The following is a 17,897-nucleotide window of genomic DNA, read 5'->3' as shown; positions in this document are numbered from 1 at the left end:
TTGCAAAAATATCTTCCGGAAAAAGACTCGGACTATTGGATGGTAATGCTTTGAATAGTATGTTTGCCATATTGTTTGGGTGCACCTAAAAATAACCATTTTTTAGGACAAACAATAAAAATCCCCGACACTTTCACGTATCGGGGATTCCTTTTTAAAAAAAGGCTTTTTAGACAACCTCTTTTCATTTCTCTGATAGATGTCGAAGTTTCTGATAGCCTCCTCCTATATCCTTCCCCTATTTATCCTCCTCCTTCGCTTTCTTGATAAACTGTACAAAGGCCGACGGAGGCATGCCTGTAACCTGTTTAAAAGCCGTTGAAAATTTACTCGAGGAAGTAAACCCGCACATATCCGCCAGATACGACAGTTTAAACTCCAGCAACTCCGGCGAATTTCGCAGCTGTTCGATAATGTACTCTACACGGCTCGTTTGGATGTAATCGTAAAAGTCCCTTCCACGGAACTTCCTTATAATATGGGTAACATAACGTGCGTTTGTCCCCATGTTCGTTGCCAACTGTCCCAGGGTAACGCCTTTCTCCAGAAAAAAAAGCGCGGCCTCCTGTTTCAGAAACTGCTGATACAGCCGTGTCTCCGTATCCTTCGGCATACTGATTTCTTTGTTGGGTACACCCGCCACATCCACCGTCTTAGTTGAAGCAACCGAAGTATCCATCACCAATGTTGTCTCCGGTGGCTTATTATTTGCCCTCGCTTTTATCAGCCCGTATTTCTCCTTATATCTTCGCTGTCTGTTATAAAAGTAGATCACACCGATCGACGCAGCAAATAACACACATAGGATCCCGCCCACAGCAAATGTATAACGGCTTCTGTATATCCGCTTGGTTGTACGGAAGTCTTCGATTAACTGATCGGACAGCTCTTTAACGACACTATCCCTTTTCTCGCGGAGGTCGATAGCCAACGATTTGTATTCGACCGACCTGGCGGGATCACCCATGGCTTCGTAATATCGAGACCAAGTTTCATACGTCCACAGCTTGAGTTCCTCCACATCTCCTGTTTCTAAGTAAGGTTCGACCATCTTTAGATAAGTCAGTGCCTGCGGCATCTCTCTTTTTTTTATCGCAACGTCGGCCAGCGCCCTGTAGATATACGGTTTCAGGTTGCTCTCCACAGCGCCTATTTTATCAAGAGACGAGTTCAGAAAGGACTCTGCCGCCTCCATATCGCCCAGATAAAATTCGCAAAGGCCTATGAGCTGGTCGTTTGTCGCTTTGATCAGCACTGCCTTTTTGTCGTCTTTGCTGCTCATACGGATGTTGGCCGCCGCCTCCTGAGCGAAGTTACGCGCTCCTATAAAATCCTCTTCCTCGACACAATGAAAAACGCGCTCATGCAAAATATTGATCTTCGTCAGCAATTTCATGTTTTCATCCATCTGACGTTCATTTGCTTTTTCAGCCTTCTCCAAGTAATGTTTAGACGCTCTTAACAGCCCGAGCTGGCGAAAGAAAGTGGCCAGAAAGCCCGACGTAGATGCCTGCCAGGAGTAGTTCATCGTTGTATTCGCAATCGTATCGGCCTTCGCGGCATTTTTCATACACTGCTCTAAATCCCCTCCGTTTTTATACAGGTTTGCCAACAACATATGCGCTTTAATCTTCTGCTCATCCGTATTCGCAACCCTCCGAAGCGAATCTGCCACGCGGTGCGCCGCCTGAATGTCCGTAGCCAGCAGGGATACCGACACCTCAAGATATCGCCGGTTGAATTGTGCTCCCTCATGATCGTGCCCTCTCAGGGGCATGACAAGGCCGAACATCCAAAAAAGGAAAAAATAACGTGGTTTCATAAGAATACCTAAGTACAGATTTTGACTATCGTCGTGCGCTACACGTACGTATAAAGAACAAGATAGAGAAGGTAATCAGAAAATCTACCGGACCATAAAAAAGAGAGAGACCGCCGCAATCAGAAGTCCTGCCAGAACAGTCAGCAATGCCGTCTTTCCTGGTACCCACCCCTTCTGTGTTGGTTCGCTCACTCTAAAAGCGCCCTTATGCAAGCCGAAATCATGATACGCACGTAGGTTATTCGACTCCACTACGACATTAATCGCCTTTTCAACCTCCTTACGCAGGTGCAATAGAGCCAATTGCGACGATAAGTATCCGATTTCATTGTCCTTCACCTCTTTTAACTGTAAGAAATCTTCCAGTGCTTTATCCAGATCCTCGGACAAAGACAATTGTTTATCTGGACAATGCTTTTCGATCGTTGTCTCTAGCCTCCTTTCAACTTCCATAAGTGTGGACAACAAGTCCTTTGGGTCATAAGATCCTGAATGCATATGTAGATATTTAACATCATGGCGATGTGCAGATAATGCTAAATATCTAAAATTCTATTTGTTCTCCCAATGACAAAGCGCACTAAAACAGCTAATAAATTAATAACCAATGAAATAATTTACTATAAAGACTATTTATTGTCATGTATGCTCTTTTTAAAATCCTCATCCATATAGTATCCTTTGTTGTTTTCCTCCCCTTCCACCAGCTGCTCAACTCCGGCGCGGCTGTCTACCTCTTCGGCATATAACTCTTCATAATCCTTCGTGTACATCGCATTCGGAACAACATTGATGTCGAACGTAATCTCTTCATATGCCTTTCCTTCAAAATTACCGTAGAGCATGACGTAGTGTTTCACATACCCGACGTTTTTGGCGCTATTGTAGCTTAGGGTCAGCATACGCTCCTTTCCCGGCGGAATAGAAAAACGGACGCCATCGCCGTCGGCCTTAAGACATCCGCACGAGGTGATAATGTCGGTTATGAGCAACGGATTCTTCCCCGTATTCTTCAAGTTGAAGGAAAGATCCTTCTGTTGCCCTGCAAGCAGCGGATAGTAATGTCTTCCGTTATCTTCGATTGCTAACGTCGTCTTTTTGTTAGCGACGTCTATACAGGAGCAAAACATCAACAGAAGCACCACCATAAAAAAACAATTAATATAAACGTATTTCATCACAAGCTATTACTGATTTATCCAATTCTTTATTCTTATAAATTCTGATTTCCATTGTCGGTGCTAATGGAGAGCCCAACTTCTTCTGCAAAACAGCTAAGTTTCCGATCCGTTCAAAGTCTGCTTCGGAATAGGAGAGAACCGACCTTCCGTTTACAATAATTTCTACCCTGTCGGGGGGGAGCATCCGATGCCTTGCATTGATCAGAAAACGGATCTCTAACTGTACCGGTGCGCTCCGAAGATCTTCCGTCGTACACGTCACCTGAATGTTTTCTGCCGCAAGCAGCCAGCCTTGATTAAAATCGGACGGAAAGCCTCCGACACAGTCGCTCAGCAAGTAGCCCTCAGGTAACACATCACCCGACGATAGCCCCCGTACCATTGTTTTCCGGATACTATTCGCGAAAAGCGGCTTTTCACGCAACGTCTCCCATTCCTGAAGATACGTTGCGAGCCAGCCCTCCTCCTCCTTATAGCGTTCCAGGCCGCTGAAACTGCCGAAAGAACGCAGCCGGGCCAAGGCTTCATTGTTATGGCGAGCCAACCGCCTTTGGTCAGGATCCTCTAAAAGACCGTCTTTCCCGCCTCCCCGATGATACGCAATCTGCAACCTCGTATAACTCAAAGCCGTCAATAGCCTATCTATCCGTTTTCTTTCCCCTCCCTCAAGCTTGGGAAGGAGCCGCATCAACCCGTCGTAAAAGGCCAGAAATTTCTTGTGATTGAAGTAGGTAAGCATTCCGGCGCGAAACGACGAGTAGATGCCTGCATCCACCTCCTGTAGATGGCACTGCTCCTCCATATCAAGCAGATACGCTGTTAGCAGCGCACCCGTAACTGGATAAAAACGCGCATGATATTTTCTGACAAGTTCGTTCACAGAAAGCGACGGATCGATTAGCAAGGCGCTAAGTACGTACGTCTTCACATCGTCAAAGGTCGTATAATCATAGCCGCTCCCGTTTAGAAACATTCCGTCTATACCGAGCGATCGGAAGTATTCCAGTTGCTTCTGCACCCTGAGCAACACCGGATAAGGCGTGAGGTAGTCGTCGAAGTTGGATATATAATCCCACAGGTAAACGTGTCCGGTCTTCTGCCTCCATCTGCTGACCACTCCGGCAAATTCTTTAACAGCAGGATCACTGCGATCCACGTCCGCCGTCTTTGGGAAATCGATCGTGCTGATAAACACACCCGCGTTGTCAGCCAACGCTACCGTCGACGGCGCTTTAGTCGTCCTGTATGCCGTCGTTACAAATCGGTGAGCGGGGAACTGCTTCGCCAGCCGGTTGACGAGCGTTACGACGGCTCCTGTGGCACTTTTCGGCGTGTTTCCCTGCGTCCGGCAGGAGGAACACGTACATACAAGGTCGTTATCATCCGGTGCGATCATGAACCAGGCAGCCCCGCGCTCCCCGCTTCCGTAGTTATCCGTCACAAACGATCTGACCGCTTTAAATGTCTCTTCCGATGAAAAACAATATTGTTCGCTGGTACGCTTCCCATCGACCAGCGCCAAGGATCTCTCCGGTGTGCCATTCACGAAGACTTTAGCGAGATTGTGCCCCCACAGCCCCCAATCACGGTCAACACTGTGCGTAAACAAAAGTCCGGAATAATCTTCATCCGTATTAGGCAGCAGGTGCGGTTCCCGATAGCCCATGGCCACGGTAGCTTCGACACTCTGGAAATCGACATACCCAGGAGGCAGGTCGGAGACATCCAAGGGATGATAAGCCCCCAGACGATCGATAAGCATATAGGAAAGCCATTTCAGTATGCCTTTGTTCTTCCCGTAAATAGAGAGCTTCCGTTCCTCATTAATGATCTGATAGTCGCAGACCAGGTCGGCAACAACTTCCATATAGACGGTCGCGCCGTCGAAATCCGGCCGCTGCTGGTCAGACCTATACACGATTAGTACGCTTCTATCCTTGTTTCTTTTATCAAGATGCTGGTATAGATAATCAGCAGCGGCAGAACTTTCCCGGTCGCCGTTAGAAATGATAAGCAGCTGCCGTAACGAGAAGTCGAACGGGCTGGCCTCCCCGCGGCAGCAGCAAAGGGCCGGAAAGAGCCACAAAACCAGGAGAAGCTTAAAAGGATACATAGAACTGAAAATACAAGTTATACAAGTTCCGGTACGTCCGTTGCAGCCCGGCGCCCTCGACCTGGAAGTTGTACCAGGTTCCCATGATACTCGCCCCGACGTTCCGCGTTATGGCACGGCCGGCGCCCGCGCCGACCATTGCGTTGAACACGTTGAAACTGTTATAAAGCTGGTTGTCCAACAGGTCGATATCAGGAGAATTTCCTATGCTCCCAACAGCCAGCAGGTAGTTCCTAGGACTATCCATAAAATATTGCGCCCTCGCCCCCAGGCTATACAGATGGAAATTCTCGCCCCTGCTATCCAGAAAGAAATTGCTCAATTTTGCCGATACGCGGAAGTCGTCAATCTGCTTCGTCAACCCCAGATTGAGATTCATCAGGCGTTGATCCGTGAAAAACGCTCGATAGCCAACTCCCGCCTCAGCTTCCCAGAAGTCGTTCCACGCATAAGTTGCTGCTGCATTAGCGGCCAATCGTGCAAAAAACTGATTGGCGACTGCCAGATCAATACGGGTAGACCAACGTTCTGTCCACGGTGTCCCCCATTCTACCTGGCCCTGTATCCCCTTCCCCTGCTCCCGGCCTGCATAGTTTATTCTTGCTCCGTAGTACGCACCGCTGCGGCCCATCCTGGTGTACTCCACAGTAGAAATTGACGAAATCCGGTAGTCGTCCCCAAAACGGGCCCTCAGATGCGAAACACCGATATTATTCCGGAGAGACCGCTGGCCAAGATAGTTTAGATGGCTCCGAAAGTCTGCATGCTCCAGTAGGGAGGGTTCATAGAAGCTTTGATAGTAGTAGGCCGAATCAAATTGCTTTAATCCTTCGTAGGCCAATCCTTTCATATACTTCAACGTCCTGTTATCGCTTTTGTACAGGAGTGCCGTGTCAACGACAGTTAATGCCTCGGCATGCTGTTTTTCTTTCAGCAAAATACCGGCATATTGTTCAGTGGTGATATGAAATGTATTGATCAAAGGCTCATGGTACGGACGCTGTCTAATTTGCCCATGCAACAAGCCCCAGGAATCTGCAAACCGCCCGTTTACATGGTTCATCGCTTCCGCCAGCTTTATTTTAAACGATACTTCGTCAGCAAAACGGTCCGCCGCTGTTTGTGCATAGTACAGCATCGCGCTGTAATCCTTGAGCTGGTAACAGGCGTTAATGATATGAACAAAAGGTTCCGGATTATGTCCGTCGATGGCAAGCCAACGGCTGCACAGTTCGCGGGCTTCCGCAAATTTATAATCTTCCCTCAGCTTTTTTACACGCGCGGCTGTCATTTCGTTATAGCTCACTATCCAACGCTCCCTGTCGTCCGCCGAAGCTGTTTTAAGCACCTGCTCGTAGGTTGCCAGCGCGTGTTCATGCCGGCCCTGCTTAGCATAAAGGTCTGCCTTTTTCAACAACAGTTCAGCGTCTCCGGGCGCCGCCGACAACATGACGTCCAGCGCAGCGATAGCTTCCCCGTACTTGCCCGCAGAAACATAGGTATTATACAATCCGCGTTGCGCTACCGACACCGCTTCGGCGTCTCCATATTGAAGAGCTTCTCTCCAGCTATCGATGGCAAGGGTCGTGCGTCCTTCCTGTACGTACGTTTGGGCACGCTTAATCGCCAGCGAGACGTATGACGCACGTAAATCCGCGTCGTCGGGATACATTATGAAATACGCCTCCGTCAGTCCGGCGACTTTGGCCTCGTGCCCCATACGCTTATAGAGCGACAGCTCGCGCATGTCCAGCTCCTTACTCCGGCCGACCTGTTGCCTATGCCGATCAAGGGCATGCAAGGCCTCTTCGTATTGACCGTTGGCAATGCAGGCTTTGAAAACCGCGTCAAAGGCTTCCCTATTACCCGGTGAATGCTCGAATATTCTGCCGTAGAGACTAGCAGGATCGTTACGCTTCGCGCTGCGGGCGGCTTCCAGAACAAAGTAGTTGTATTGTCCACGTAAACCGACAGCACCGCGGCGTTTCATCTGCCCTTCGAGAAAAGCTAAGATCTCCGGATACCTTCCCGCCTGCTCCAATATCGCTACTTTTTTCTGCACGAAACGTGCGTCTGCAGGAAACCTGTTCAGTCCACGCTCAGTATAAGCGAGCGCATCGCTATAGTTGCCCGCCTTAATAAGCTGGTCAATCAACAGTATGTAACCTTCCTCCTGTGCAGGCTGGTCGTTAACGAGCTTTTTCGCTGCTGCGATCGATTCATCGATCCTGCCGGCTTTATTTAAGCTCGCAGTCTGCTGCTCGAGGATATACATCTGATCTTCTTTCAACTCGCTGTCCTCGGGGTATATCTGGGAAATCCGCTTTAACAGGCGGTCTGCTTCCACGTGGTTGCCCATCGCCCGGTAAAGTTCGATCTTCTTCCGCCAAAGGCCCTTCCAGTAGGGATTTACCTCCAGTAGCTCGTTGATGTAGCAGATAGCGCTGGAATAACGCCGGGTTTCCGTTTCCACGGTTACCAGCATATGCTTCGACTCGACATTGGCGGGAGCATACTCGAGCGATTTCACCAGCTCGTACCGCGCCCTGTCGTATTCCTGTTTATGCAGGTAGTACTTACCTACTAACATACGCATATCGGAGTCCTTCGCATTTTTCTTTAACACCTCTTCGGCCCGCCGCTTTCCTTCTTCCCATAGCCCCCGCTGGTACAGTCCGTTAATCTCCCGGGCGTCCTTATTTCTTTCAATCGTTGTCCCTGCACGTTGCGCATAGACTGGCTGGTAGCAGCACATCGCTGCGCAAAGAGCTACCAGCAGTTTGGCATATCCAAAATTTTTAAGCATTGTTATTTACGGTATTAACATTTTTTGACGGGGAAAAACCTTGTCTGGTCATCTTTCCCCATTTAAATTTCCGACGGGTTAAATATTGTATGTAGCCCCTTAGGGTGAAGATGACTACCAAAGGATGATACAATATGGCCTCAAGGGCTGCAAATAGAACCAATTTCAAATACTCCCAAAAGTTTCGGTACAATTTGCCCAGCACCAGATCGTACGAGATCGTCACGATAGATACGGACAGTCCGATTAAGTACGCATAGGCCAGCATCATCCAGAACGTGTCGAAATTTACCTGATGCGTAATCAGAAGAAACAGCAAAAACAGAAATCCGGTAAATTCGATAATCGGCGCCAGAAACTCGAAAAACACGATATACGGCATAACCAACAGGCCCAGTCGGCCATAGTCTTTGTTTAAAAAGAACTTCCGGTGGTCTATTATGAACTGGAGCATGCCGCGGCCCCAGCGCGTGCGCTGCCTGTTAAGTACCCTGATGTTTGGCGGCCCTTCCGTCCAACATAGGCTGTAGGGGCACTGCGCAATATGGTAGGGCTTATTATTTTCCCGCATATAAGCAACCATTCGGGCTGTCATATCCATATCTTCGGCATGAGATGCAGAGTCGAATCCGCCGGCTGCAATCACTACCTGCGTGTCAAAAAGCCCGAAACCGCCCGACACATTAGCGATCGCGTTTACCATAGACCAGCCCATTTTTGCGACAAGATAGGATCTCAAATACTCCGTCTCCTGGAAAAGAGGAATCAGCCGGTTCGGTGGCTTTACCCGTGTAATACGGCCTTTATCCACCGAGCAACCGTTTACCATACGCATGGTCGCACCGACGGCGATCACTGGCTTATCAGAATCGAGTACCGGAAGAATGATCTTACTCAAGGTGTCTTCCGCCAGAATACAATCTACGTCCGTATTAATAAAATAGTCATACTGGGCAACATTCACCCCGGCATTCATGGCATCGGCCTTCGTTCCTCCGTTCTGTTTGTCGACCACCATCAATCGGTGATAAGCCGGATTCCGCGAACGCAGGATCCGATGCACGGGCTTGCAGTAGACCTTATACACGTAATAGAAAGGCACCTCCTCCAGCTCGAACTCCTTCACCAAAATTTCCAGTGTCTTATCTTTGCTCCCGTCGTTTACAATGATGACTTCAAATGTCGGATAATCCAGGTTCAGCAGCGAGTTTACGCTGTCATAAATGATTACCTCTTCGTTGAAAGCCGGCGCAACAATCGAGATTCCCGGCGCTTCTTCCGGAAACTCCTTTAAATAGTTCTCTTCCCGGATGGTATACCGGTACTTATACCGCAACGTGTTGTAGTAGCTCATAATCATCAGCGTCAGATATAAAAGAGCCAGAGCGGTAGCATAGAAATAAATCAGGTATGTAAAAAAATAGACCATGAGTTAAGGATGTAGTTAAATAGAAACTATTGCGCGTTCCGAGAACACCTGCTCGAGAAGGAGATCCTCCCGGACCTTTTCTGTGCGGCGTGCCTCTTCCTGCAGGCCGTGGAGGATCTGCTCACCATTCGGGCCATGGCTGCGTATAGAACGCGCGATCAGCAGCTTCGCATTGACGTCGTCCGTAGCTAAATAGGCCTCAATCAGAAAGTCCAGCGATTGCGTCCCCCGAAGCTTTCCCATCGTTTTAATGATGGCCTCACGGACAACAGTAGATTCGAGCGGATAGCGCGCCACCAAATCGTCAAGGGACTCAAAGTACTCCAGCTCCCCGAGTGTCAGCACAATCTGTGCCCGCACGTCTTTGTTTTCCTGCCTATCCAGCATCGCCACCAAAGTAGGCAAGGCCTCGTATTGCTTAAAGAACGTGATCTCCCGAAGTATAAAGACAATGTATGCTGGATTTTTCGAGCTGCTTATCCAACGCAATAAGTTGGGCAGCTTCCCCTCTTTCGACCTTTTAATCAACGTTGCATGCAGCCGCAATTTGTCAATCTGTGTGAACGCTTCGTCAAAGTTGTCCTCCATAAAACGGTATGGATGATAGTTGTCCTGCCCGGTATACAGATCGCGCGCAGTCTTTCTCAAATACTTATTCTTGTGGAATGTCGACTTCGAAAGTACGCCACTGTTTACGCCCCCTCCGATTTCTCCCACAATCTGAAGAGCCTCCTTCCGCTTGTCAGGTGCCGACGTCCGGATTTTCTTCTCCCAGAATGCGGTCAGACGAAGAGCTTCCAAACAGTTTTTGTAGTTAATTTCGTTCAGCTCCCCTTGTCTGTAGGCCGCATTTTTCACCGATAGCACGACGTCTGTCAACACGTCTGCTTTCCATCGGTGGGATTTCGACACATCATACTGCAGTAGCTCCCGGATCTCATCGACGTCGTAACGGGCGCTATTTCTCATTACGAAAGACAATTTCTCTTCGAAATGTTTCTGCGTTTTCTTAATCCTCCTTTCGCGCCGGCTGATTCGATAACCAATATAAAGCAGCCGCATCACACCTAATATCGTGACAACGGCCAAGGCCATAACCATGACGACGGTCAACCGTATGATAAGCGGATATCCATTGTACAGCGAATTCAGATAGCTGAGATAGTACAGGTAATAATCGTAATACATAACTTGTTATTTAGTGTTGATAAAACTTATTTTCTTTATTCCGTATGTCCGGCCCTGTCGCGGGCCTGCTTACCGAAGGCCTACCGAAACCGCTGGCAAAGTTTGCAAACGCTTCAGAAATAACTGTCTCAAAAGCGCTTGTAGAAAAAATGAAACTGTCGTTAAGATCGCAGCAGCTGCAGGGGAAAACAACCTATTAAACCGCTGTATATTAGCGAAATAAGCAACATTAACCCCAGTCAGAGCTATATCCCCAGCCGGCATTTTTTACGCTTAAAAGAAAATGTTTCCAGAAAGAAACAACCGATGTCTCAAAATAAAATAAGACATCCATTTTTTTTGAGAAAGAGCCTTGTAGACGGATCGCTACAAGCAGATCTGGTGCGGTTAGAATATCAGTGTGCCGCTACCGGAAGTCCGCGCTGCAGGCAGGATAATTAAAACAGAAAATATCGATTAAGTGTTTAAACAAGTAGTTAAAAAACCGAAAGGATAATCCTAAAAGGAGAATAGCCCAGGCATAGCGTGATCGGCTAATTACAATATGGTCTAGGTGAAGATAAACGAGGGAAACGATTTGAAAGTAGACGATTTCCCGGCACGGTCTCAGCCGTCTTAGGCAACCGCGGACGTGTGCTCTAACCGGAATTGATGCGGAGAACATCCAAATTCACTCTGGAAGTTCCGGTAAAAGGAAGCTCGGGAGCTAAAGCCGCATATCACGGATAAATCTTCTATTGTATAGATAAGCTCCTCCCCCTTAAGCTGCTTCGCGGCATAATTCAACCTCAACTGGTTGATAAATCCGTTAAATCCTCTGCCGAACTCATGCTTAAGGAACGGCGCGACGTGCGGAAGGGGTATATCGAGCTGAGCGCTGAATTTCTCTTTGTTGAGCTCGCAATCCAGATAGGCTAACGATTGTATAAACTGTTCGACCTTCGTCCTGTAAACGGCTTCCTGCTCCGTCGTAATCGGATAAACCGGCATATGGCTTTTCTTTTTGGCTGCTTTCGGAATAAAAGTATCGACGGTCTCCTGCTTTATCGCATATGTCGACGGCCTGTCGCGCCCGCGTTCTTCCTTCACATGTGGCATTACTGAAATCCCTAACAGGAACAACAAATACGAAAGAACAACAAACCCCCGATGAAGATCCACATCTCCCCGGTTTCCGGTGATTTCCGAAAAAAGATAGACCTGTAAAAGGAAAAGTGACGAAAACAGCGCATACCAGCTGCGTTTCGACAAGCGGCTCCATCCCATGTGTTCACCCATCGCCCGCCAGATCTTCGTCCGGAGCCAGATCACATAGGTGCTCAGGTGGGCCAAAGACAAAAGATGCATGAATACTGCGTATTCCAAGCCATACCCATACCGCAGCGGGACAGAAATGATCACGGTCAGATAGATGCACAAAACGGCGAAAAACGGCAGCAGATGCGGCCATAACACCCGCGGTATTCGCGCGTCTCCGTCCGCCAAATGCTGATACAGCATCCATAACGCCGGACCGTACAACAGACCGATCGGGAAGGTCAACAGAAGATACAGGTATTGAGGATATAACACACTGCAGATATACCCCGACACCAGCTGAAATAGCCCTGCAAGCAGCACCAACATCGCCCGGCGGTGGTACGTCTTATTTTCCCTTCCTACATGGAGGAAGACGAACGCCAGGTTCAGGCATAAGACAAACACAGTGAGAACCGTTAATAACATAACTCTTTAAGATTGTACAGGTCAGCCCGATCAGAAAAATCTGCTCACAAATAAGTTGTCCTTCTTCCGGCAAGATTATTTCTGTAGGCGATGATAGACCAAAAATAGCCGAAAAGCAACTTTACGCAATCGATTTCGTTAATAGAATTTATTCTTGTAGCGGAAACTCTACAAAACGGTCGGGAATAGCATGGGAGGTACACAAAAAAGCGCAAGAGCGCGACCGTGCCCAGGCTCAGCTAGATGGATATACTGAGCTCTTTCGAGGCCTTCGATTGTCCAAACTTTAAGAAACGTGACACCTTCTTTCGGGGTATATAGATGCAATCAGCTGGTCCCAGTATAATTTTACCGGAGGAAACCGTTTATGCATATGGAAACATTTCGTCCCAGCAATCACGAGTCAGCTCTTCCCTTACTCTTTCGTGCTCAATAAGGCTGCTTCTAAACCACTCGTTAACCGTAAGCATTGCTTCTAGTTTAGCTTCCTCTATTCCACTTACGTCAAGTAGAGCTGCCCGCACCTTCTCATTCGGCGTCAGCTTCCAGCGATAACGGCTACGTCTCCGCAGATGGAACATATTTACGTGGATCCCGTTTTTGATCTTAAGGAACCAATCCTTCGATTTCCATTGTGCGATAACCGAAGCATTCTTTTCTGTATAAATCTGACGCCCATCTATCAAAAAAAGCATGGCTCCATTGCGCGAGGATCGAAAAATCAGAATATCCAGTATATTAACCGCCGAAACTGTGGGCACAGGTAAGGGAAGCCCGTCTTCTCCAAGCTCTACGTATGAATTGACAGCACCAACATTCATCCTGCGGATTTCCAACTGCCTTGGAGGGTCGTCCCCGTTCTGTTGAGATAGCTGCACTCTGCGGAGGAGTACCTGCCGGGTCAACTTCCAAAACCGCCGTTTACGTAATTGGTAGAAAATCGTCCACTCAGGTTTCCAGATCAACAGCAGCGTATAACTCCACAGTACCAGCAAGAAGCTTAGGAAGCCACGCTTTAAATAACCGGAGGCTATAAGATCTGTATCGACTAAACTAAAAAGGAAAGACAACACGCAAAGATGAAAAGGCATCACCGATATCGTAACGGATGTAATATAATAAACATGAAAGTGCCAGCGCTGCACCCGACACCGTGCAGCTAAAAATTCATAGAAAAACAAGCGTAGAGCCGTCATCCAACTCGCATATTGTGTCAGCAGAAAAATCGTAAGTACCCACAGCATCCGGAAACGGACCTTTTTGAGGTAGACCATTATTTCTAATGCTCTTGCGTTGGTATTTAGAAGGTAGGCAATAAGAATAAACCCTACTAGGTTTCCGATAATCAGTTTATTATTCATTGTGTATCAGGTTTAATTCATCAGTCAGTGAGGCCCAAAAAAGGAACAGCGAGCCCTATTATCGTAAAACGAAGTTACAATTTTCACAATTTAAGACAAAATTATTTCACAAAAACGATAAAAATTATTAAAATAAACAAATGCAGTCGTAAGGAGAACATTGGGCGGCTTGATGTCCCAAATCGAAGCCGATATTCATAAAAATAATCCCAGAGGGATTCCATAGCTATAGCCTAAATAGAGAAAGGAAGGGTTCGACTCCGTAGGAGTCGTATAATGGATGTCGCATTTTTTTAAAGTCATATGCCCCCTTCAAGGTCATCTCTTTACACCTTCACAGATCAACAACTTCACGAATCAATGGCGCGCATCAAAAGTCACCCCTTCATGGGACGACGTGTCTGCGTACCTTTATATAGGCCCGACGAGTCTCCAAACTTACTACTCAGCCCCCTAGCCGGAAGCAAAAAACACCCAACTGGGAGCAAAAACACCCAACTGGGAGCAAAAACACCCAACTGGGAGCAAAAACACCCAACTGGGAGTTTTTACGTATTACAGAAGTTGACAGACACGTTTCTCGTCACTTTATTTGCAGTTTAACCAATGTCAATAAAATATGAAAAAACCACTAAACACATCAGGGGTCACGCAGGTGCAAGCCGTGCTGCTGACTCTCACAGATCACGAACTACGGCAGCAAACTGCGGCCATACGTCAAAATTTCACGCAATGGATGAAAGATCATTTTGATCTTACTTCATCTCAGATTGCATACCTTATGATCATGCCATCAGGTTTCCACACCTATCTGGCCAATTGCATCGCCGACACCCTGGACCGACGGGAAATGGTTTTCTTTGCCGAACAGTTCAGTGGAGAAAGACCAGTACATAACCCGACGTTTAAAGGGGTTCTTATCAACCGGGGCGAGAACTGCCGGTGGCTGAAAGGCCATGCCGATGCAATAGCGGACGAGACGCTGTCGATCCAGATCACTTATGGGTAACCGCGCGGCGCGAGCGGGCTGTCCAACCCGATAGACGGCCCGCCCCTTTGTAAAGGTGCTTAAAAAAGATGCGTGTCTCTAAGTTTCTTAGGGTACAACACTAAAAAAGAGGCTATCTTAAGACAGCCTCTGGCACATTAGGTTAATATATGAACACTGGTTCTTTTGTACAATTCTATAAGCGTATAACCCGGCGCTTCCCTACAACACTAAATGGCATCCGTATTCGCTTTCCAAAGCTATAAAACATATTGAATTATTCTTTACGGGAACCCGTAAAATGAAAAAAATTTACTACACAGTCGGACGGAAAGCGTTTGCCAGGTCCGCCAGCGGGCGGACAAAACGGCTGCATGCCCCAGCAAATACCGCCCAAAGACCACGATGTGCACCCGCGTGAAACGATCGGAATGTAAAAAAAGGTTAAATTATAAGATTGAATCCTCATAAGGTTAATTTACGGCATAAAACTTGTTATATAACTAACAATTCATAATTTAGGTTAATAATTGGTTAGTTAGTAAAACTCCTGGAGCTCCCCGCTTCAGGAGTTTTTTTTAAGGCAAACGTGATTAGAAGTCAGAAGTGGAATTAGATGTGAGATTTGAGTAGTGAGATTTGAGTAGTGAGAAACTAGATGTGAGTAGTGTAGGCGCTAGCCTCTAGCTTTACGACTTTACAAATCAACGACTTTACAGCTTAGAGCTATCTGCCATCGGGCTTTTTATTCGACCCCGTCAGGGTCGTGTAATTGGGCACACGGTTTTCTATTGAAATATGACCTCTACGAGGTCAATCTTTTGCACTTAGAGCCACGGCTTTATATCTTCACGACTTCACAAATCAACGACCTTACGGCTTATAGCCATCTGCTATCTGCCATTTGCCATTAGCTATCCGCTATTAGCGGCGGAGAGGACCGGCATCGGTTCGACTGCGTCAGCGGGCCGCCATAATAGCCGTCAAGAACCATTCCTTGTCTGAACGAAGTGAGTTTGGAACGGTTTAGGCTAGGATAAGGCACGATAGCATCAAGAACTTCGGCCGGAGGACCTTGTTTACTTGGGTCCTTCCAAGTAAAACCCCGCCCTAGGTGGAGGGGCTATAAAGATGTGAGAAAGATATTAGAAGTGGGATTTGAATAGTAAGTAGTGCCCCCCCCTCTTTCTACCCGTCAGGCCGCCCACTGCTTCCCCCGTCCATATACCGCCAGTTGTTTCTGCAGAAACTTACGGGTGTAATGTATCCGCGTCTTGACAGTTCCTTCCGGCATAGCAAACTCTTCCGATAGCTCCCGGTATTTATATCCATCAATATACCGCATAAACAACTCGTAGTAGCCCTTTGGCAGTTTTTTAAGCGCCTTTTCAATATCGCCCATAACAAATTTTCCTTCTGCATGATTATCCACCGAAGGCTCCGAACATCCTTCCATTCTGTAGCCAGCCTTTTGGTGGTCTTCAAAAACATGGTGCTTTTGATTTCTGCGATAGGTATTGATGTATACATTTTTCATGATGACATACAGCCAAGCTACCAGTTTGGGATTGTTAAAAAACTTATCTAGATATTTTACCGACCTAACCAAGGCCTCCTGCACGAGCTCCTCAATCTCTTCTGGATCCTTGGTAAATTTATAAGCAATATTTTTTAAGATCTTTTGATTTTTAAGTAGCTCCAGGTTAAGTTCTCTGCTTTCCATAGTATCCATGTTTTATGTGATAGATATAGTCTCTTTTAATCAAAAACGATGCGATCTACCGTAAAATTATCCTGTCTAGAGACACCTGCAGCCCCGTCCGAGAAGTACGCATCCCTCGAACGTATTTTTCATCTCATAGAAATACGCTATCGGAAGCGTTTGGCACGATGCTACCTAGCGGCGGACAAAAAAAGTAGAAGAAAGAAAAGATTAATTCAGGTACTTTCCGAAAAAAGGAAGAAAATACGGAGGATGCGGGCAAATTGTTGTCAATATGTCCCCTGGGCAGCGGGAACAGTCAAAGTAAATACCGTGTTTCTTTCCACCCGGTGGACACTCAGGTTGCCGCCATGTGCCCGCGCAATCTCTTTGGCGATAAAAAGGCCTAGCCCCACACCACGGGCCTTTTCGCTCCGGTTGTCCCGAAAAAAAGCTTCGAAAATAAAAGGAAGTATCTTTTTCGGAATAGGCGCACCGGCATTGCTTACCGATAGTATGAACCGCCCCTCCTCACTCCACGCTTTAACGACAACCGGCTCACAATGATCGCCGAAGTTTACCGCGTTGTCCAGCAAATTAGAAAGTATCTGTCCTATTCGCATATAATCGGCCTGTATAGCCCCGTCCAGCCGGAAGTCGGCGACGAACGTACATTTGGGGTTCAGGATAACGAACTCCCGAACCACCTGCTCGAGCGTGGCGGCTAGCGGTTGCCGATTATTGAAGTTCAGCTGCAGCCCTTCTCCAAAGCGGGCGCGTGCGTAGTCCAACATGTTATCGATCAAGGATCTTGTCTTAATAGCACCATCATAAATCAGTTGAGCCAATATCCGGTTCCGGTCGTCCGGTTTGTTCCGAAGGAGTAGCTGAGCCGCATTCGACATCGCGCTTATCGGGTTCTTCAAATCATGCCCCAGCATGGCGATAGCCTGCTCAGCCTGTTGAGCCAGCCGCTTTTCTTCCCGCAGCCTTTTGCGCTGCTGTGCGTTGTCGTCATGGTCACGGAGATGATGGGCAATCAGCGCCGCATAAGAATGGAACATGGAAAGTGTGCTTTCGTTAGCTACGTGCATCGTCTGTGGACTCATCGCACAGAGTGTTCCGAAAAAACGTCCATTATCCAGCACGATAGGCACAGAAATATAACTATTCAGCTTGTAGGTAGCCAATACCGGATGATCCCGGTATGCAGGTTCGCCAGCGGCGTCATTCACGGCAATACCTTCGCCGCGCTTCCAGACCTCATAACATAACGTTGTTTCCACAGCAAGCACATCTCCCGATTTTAATCCCATCTTTATCCGGTCATCTACCGCACACGCCACCCATTTATCGTCGGTTATCCGCGTTACTGCTGCAACGCCGGCACCTGTCGAACTACAAATCAGTTCCAATATCGAAGTAACGAATGGTACGCGATTGACGGCTTCTAAATCGCCATGGTATCTCTGGTCGACTTTATCTGTTTTCATATGCTTTCGGGCTCATATCAGTGCCTAAGCGCACGCTGACATAAACCTCTACGCTTGCCTATTCAACAATATCCTATACATTCTGCTAC

Annotated in this window: 12 protein-coding genes; 1 reads left to right on the top strand and 11 read right to left on the bottom strand. The window is 47.5% G+C overall.

Going from position 1 to position 17,897, the window contains the following annotated elements; genetic code table 11:
- Positions 1-238: 238 nt before the first annotated feature.
- The 9 genes from BC792_RS17450 to BC792_RS17410 form a co-directional block, all read right to left on the bottom strand.
- Positions 239-1,822: a helix-turn-helix transcriptional regulator gene (locus BC792_RS17450; protein ID WP_148910305.1), complete on the bottom strand. Its 1,584-nt coding sequence runs from the start codon at positions 1,820-1,822 to the stop codon at positions 239-241.
- 84 nt (positions 1,823-1,906) lie between these two features.
- Positions 1,907-2,320, bottom strand: coding sequence for a hypothetical protein (locus tag BC792_RS17445; protein ID WP_148910304.1), 414 nt, complete (start codon positions 2,318-2,320; stop codon positions 1,907-1,909).
- A gap of 131 nt (positions 2,321-2,451) precedes the next feature.
- Positions 2,452-3,000 carry a DUF1573 domain-containing protein gene (locus BC792_RS17440; protein ID WP_211357579.1) on the bottom strand — a complete coding sequence of 183 codons (549 nt, stop codon included), beginning with the start codon at positions 2,998-3,000 and terminating at the stop codon, positions 2,452-2,454.
- Complete coding sequence (locus tag BC792_RS17435) at positions 2,981-5,116, bottom strand: DUF4838 domain-containing protein (RefSeq protein WP_148910303.1); 2,136 nt, start codon at positions 5,114-5,116, stop codon at positions 2,981-2,983. The genes BC792_RS17440 and BC792_RS17435 overlap by 20 nt, the downstream gene beginning before the upstream one ends.
- Positions 5,103-7,922 carry a tetratricopeptide repeat protein gene (locus BC792_RS17430; RefSeq protein ID WP_148910302.1) on the bottom strand — a complete coding sequence of 940 codons (2,820 nt, stop codon included), beginning with the start codon at positions 7,920-7,922 and terminating at the stop codon, positions 5,103-5,105. The genes BC792_RS17435 and BC792_RS17430 overlap by 14 nt, the downstream gene beginning before the upstream one ends.
- Entirely contained in the window at positions 7,915-9,351 is a 1,437-nt protein-coding gene (locus BC792_RS17425; protein ID WP_148910301.1) for a glycosyltransferase family 2 protein, read from the bottom strand. The genes BC792_RS17430 and BC792_RS17425 overlap by 8 nt, the downstream gene beginning before the upstream one ends.
- Before the next feature lie 15 nt (positions 9,352-9,366).
- On the bottom strand, positions 9,367-10,539 hold the full coding sequence (locus BC792_RS17420) for a HEAT repeat domain-containing protein (protein WP_148910300.1): 1,173 nt from the start codon (positions 10,537-10,539) through the stop codon (positions 9,367-9,369).
- 615 nt (positions 10,540-11,154) lie between these two features.
- Positions 11,155-12,264: a helix-turn-helix transcriptional regulator gene (locus BC792_RS17415; protein WP_148910299.1), complete on the bottom strand. Its 1,110-nt coding sequence runs from the start codon at positions 12,262-12,264 to the stop codon at positions 11,155-11,157.
- A 365-nt stretch (positions 12,265-12,629) separates the two neighbouring features.
- On the bottom strand, positions 12,630-13,625 hold the full coding sequence (locus tag BC792_RS17410) for a hypothetical protein (protein ID WP_148910298.1): 996 nt from the start codon (positions 13,623-13,625) through the stop codon (positions 12,630-12,632).
- A gap of 619 nt (positions 13,626-14,244) precedes the next feature.
- Between BC792_RS17410 and BC792_RS17405 the strand changes: the two genes are divergently transcribed.
- Positions 14,245-14,634 carry a hypothetical protein gene (locus BC792_RS17405; RefSeq protein ID WP_148910297.1) on the top strand — a complete coding sequence of 130 codons (390 nt, stop codon included), beginning with the start codon at positions 14,245-14,247 and terminating at the stop codon, positions 14,632-14,634.
- Between the two features lie 1,174 nt (positions 14,635-15,808).
- Here the strand turns inward: BC792_RS17405 and BC792_RS17400 are convergent.
- Together BC792_RS17400 and BC792_RS17395 are read right to left on the bottom strand one after the other, a co-directional pair.
- On the bottom strand, positions 15,809-16,336 hold the full coding sequence (locus BC792_RS17400) for an RNA polymerase sigma factor (protein ID WP_170250077.1): 528 nt from the start codon (positions 16,334-16,336) through the stop codon (positions 15,809-15,811).
- A gap of 269 nt (positions 16,337-16,605) precedes the next feature.
- Positions 16,606-17,808, bottom strand: a complete 1,203-nt coding sequence (locus tag BC792_RS17395; RefSeq protein WP_148910295.1) for a GAF domain-containing sensor histidine kinase — start codon at positions 17,806-17,808, stop codon at positions 16,606-16,608.
- Positions 17,809-17,897: the final 89 nt, after the last annotated feature.

Source organism: Sphingobacterium allocomposti, from assembly GCF_008124885.1.
Classification (GTDB): domain Bacteria; phylum Bacteroidota; class Bacteroidia; order Sphingobacteriales; family Sphingobacteriaceae; genus Sphingobacterium; species Sphingobacterium allocomposti.
Note: the sequence above shows the minus strand (reverse complement) of the source record. Positions and strands in the feature narration are given on the sequence as shown.

What these genes read in the sequence shown, in the direction of transcription:
- BC792_RS17435 (WP_148910303.1), bottom strand. Translation starts at nt 5,116, where the DNA reads ATGTATCCTTTTAAGCTTCTCCTGGTTTTGTGGCTCTTTCCGGCCCTT.
- BC792_RS17405 (WP_148910297.1), top strand. Translation starts at nt 14,245, where the DNA reads ATGAAAAAACCACTAAACACATCAGGGGTCACGCAGGTGCAAGCCGTG.
- BC792_RS17425 (WP_148910301.1), bottom strand. Translation starts at nt 9,351, where the DNA reads ATGGTCTATTTTTTTACATACCTGATTTATTTCTATGCTACCGCTCTG.
- BC792_RS17400 (WP_170250077.1), bottom strand. Translation starts at nt 16,336, where the DNA reads ATGGAAAGCAGAGAACTTAACCTGGAGCTACTTAAAAATCAAAAGATC.
- BC792_RS17415 (WP_148910299.1), bottom strand. Translation starts at nt 12,264, where the DNA reads ATGTTATTAACGGTTCTCACTGTGTTTGTCTTATGCCTGAACCTGGCG.
- BC792_RS17420 (WP_148910300.1), bottom strand. Translation starts at nt 10,539, where the DNA reads ATGTATTACGATTATTACCTGTACTATCTCAGCTATCTGAATTCGCTG.
- BC792_RS17395 (WP_148910295.1), bottom strand. Translation starts at nt 17,808, where the DNA reads ATGAAAACAGATAAAGTCGACCAGAGATACCATGGCGATTTAGAAGCC.
- BC792_RS17445 (WP_148910304.1), bottom strand. Translation starts at nt 2,320, where the DNA reads ATGCATTCAGGATCTTATGACCCAAAGGACTTGTTGTCCACACTTATG.
- BC792_RS17440 (WP_211357579.1), bottom strand. Translation starts at nt 3,000, where the DNA reads ATGAAATACGTTTATATTAATTGTTTTTTTATGGTGGTGCTTCTGTTG.
- BC792_RS17450 (WP_148910305.1), bottom strand. Translation starts at nt 1,822, where the DNA reads ATGAAACCACGTTATTTTTTCCTTTTTTGGATGTTCGGCCTTGTCATG.
- BC792_RS17430 (WP_148910302.1), bottom strand. Translation starts at nt 7,922, where the DNA reads ATGCTTAAAAATTTTGGATATGCCAAACTGCTGGTAGCTCTTTGCGCA.
- BC792_RS17410 (WP_148910298.1), bottom strand. Translation starts at nt 13,625, where the DNA reads ATGAATAATAAACTGATTATCGGAAACCTAGTAGGGTTTATTCTTATT.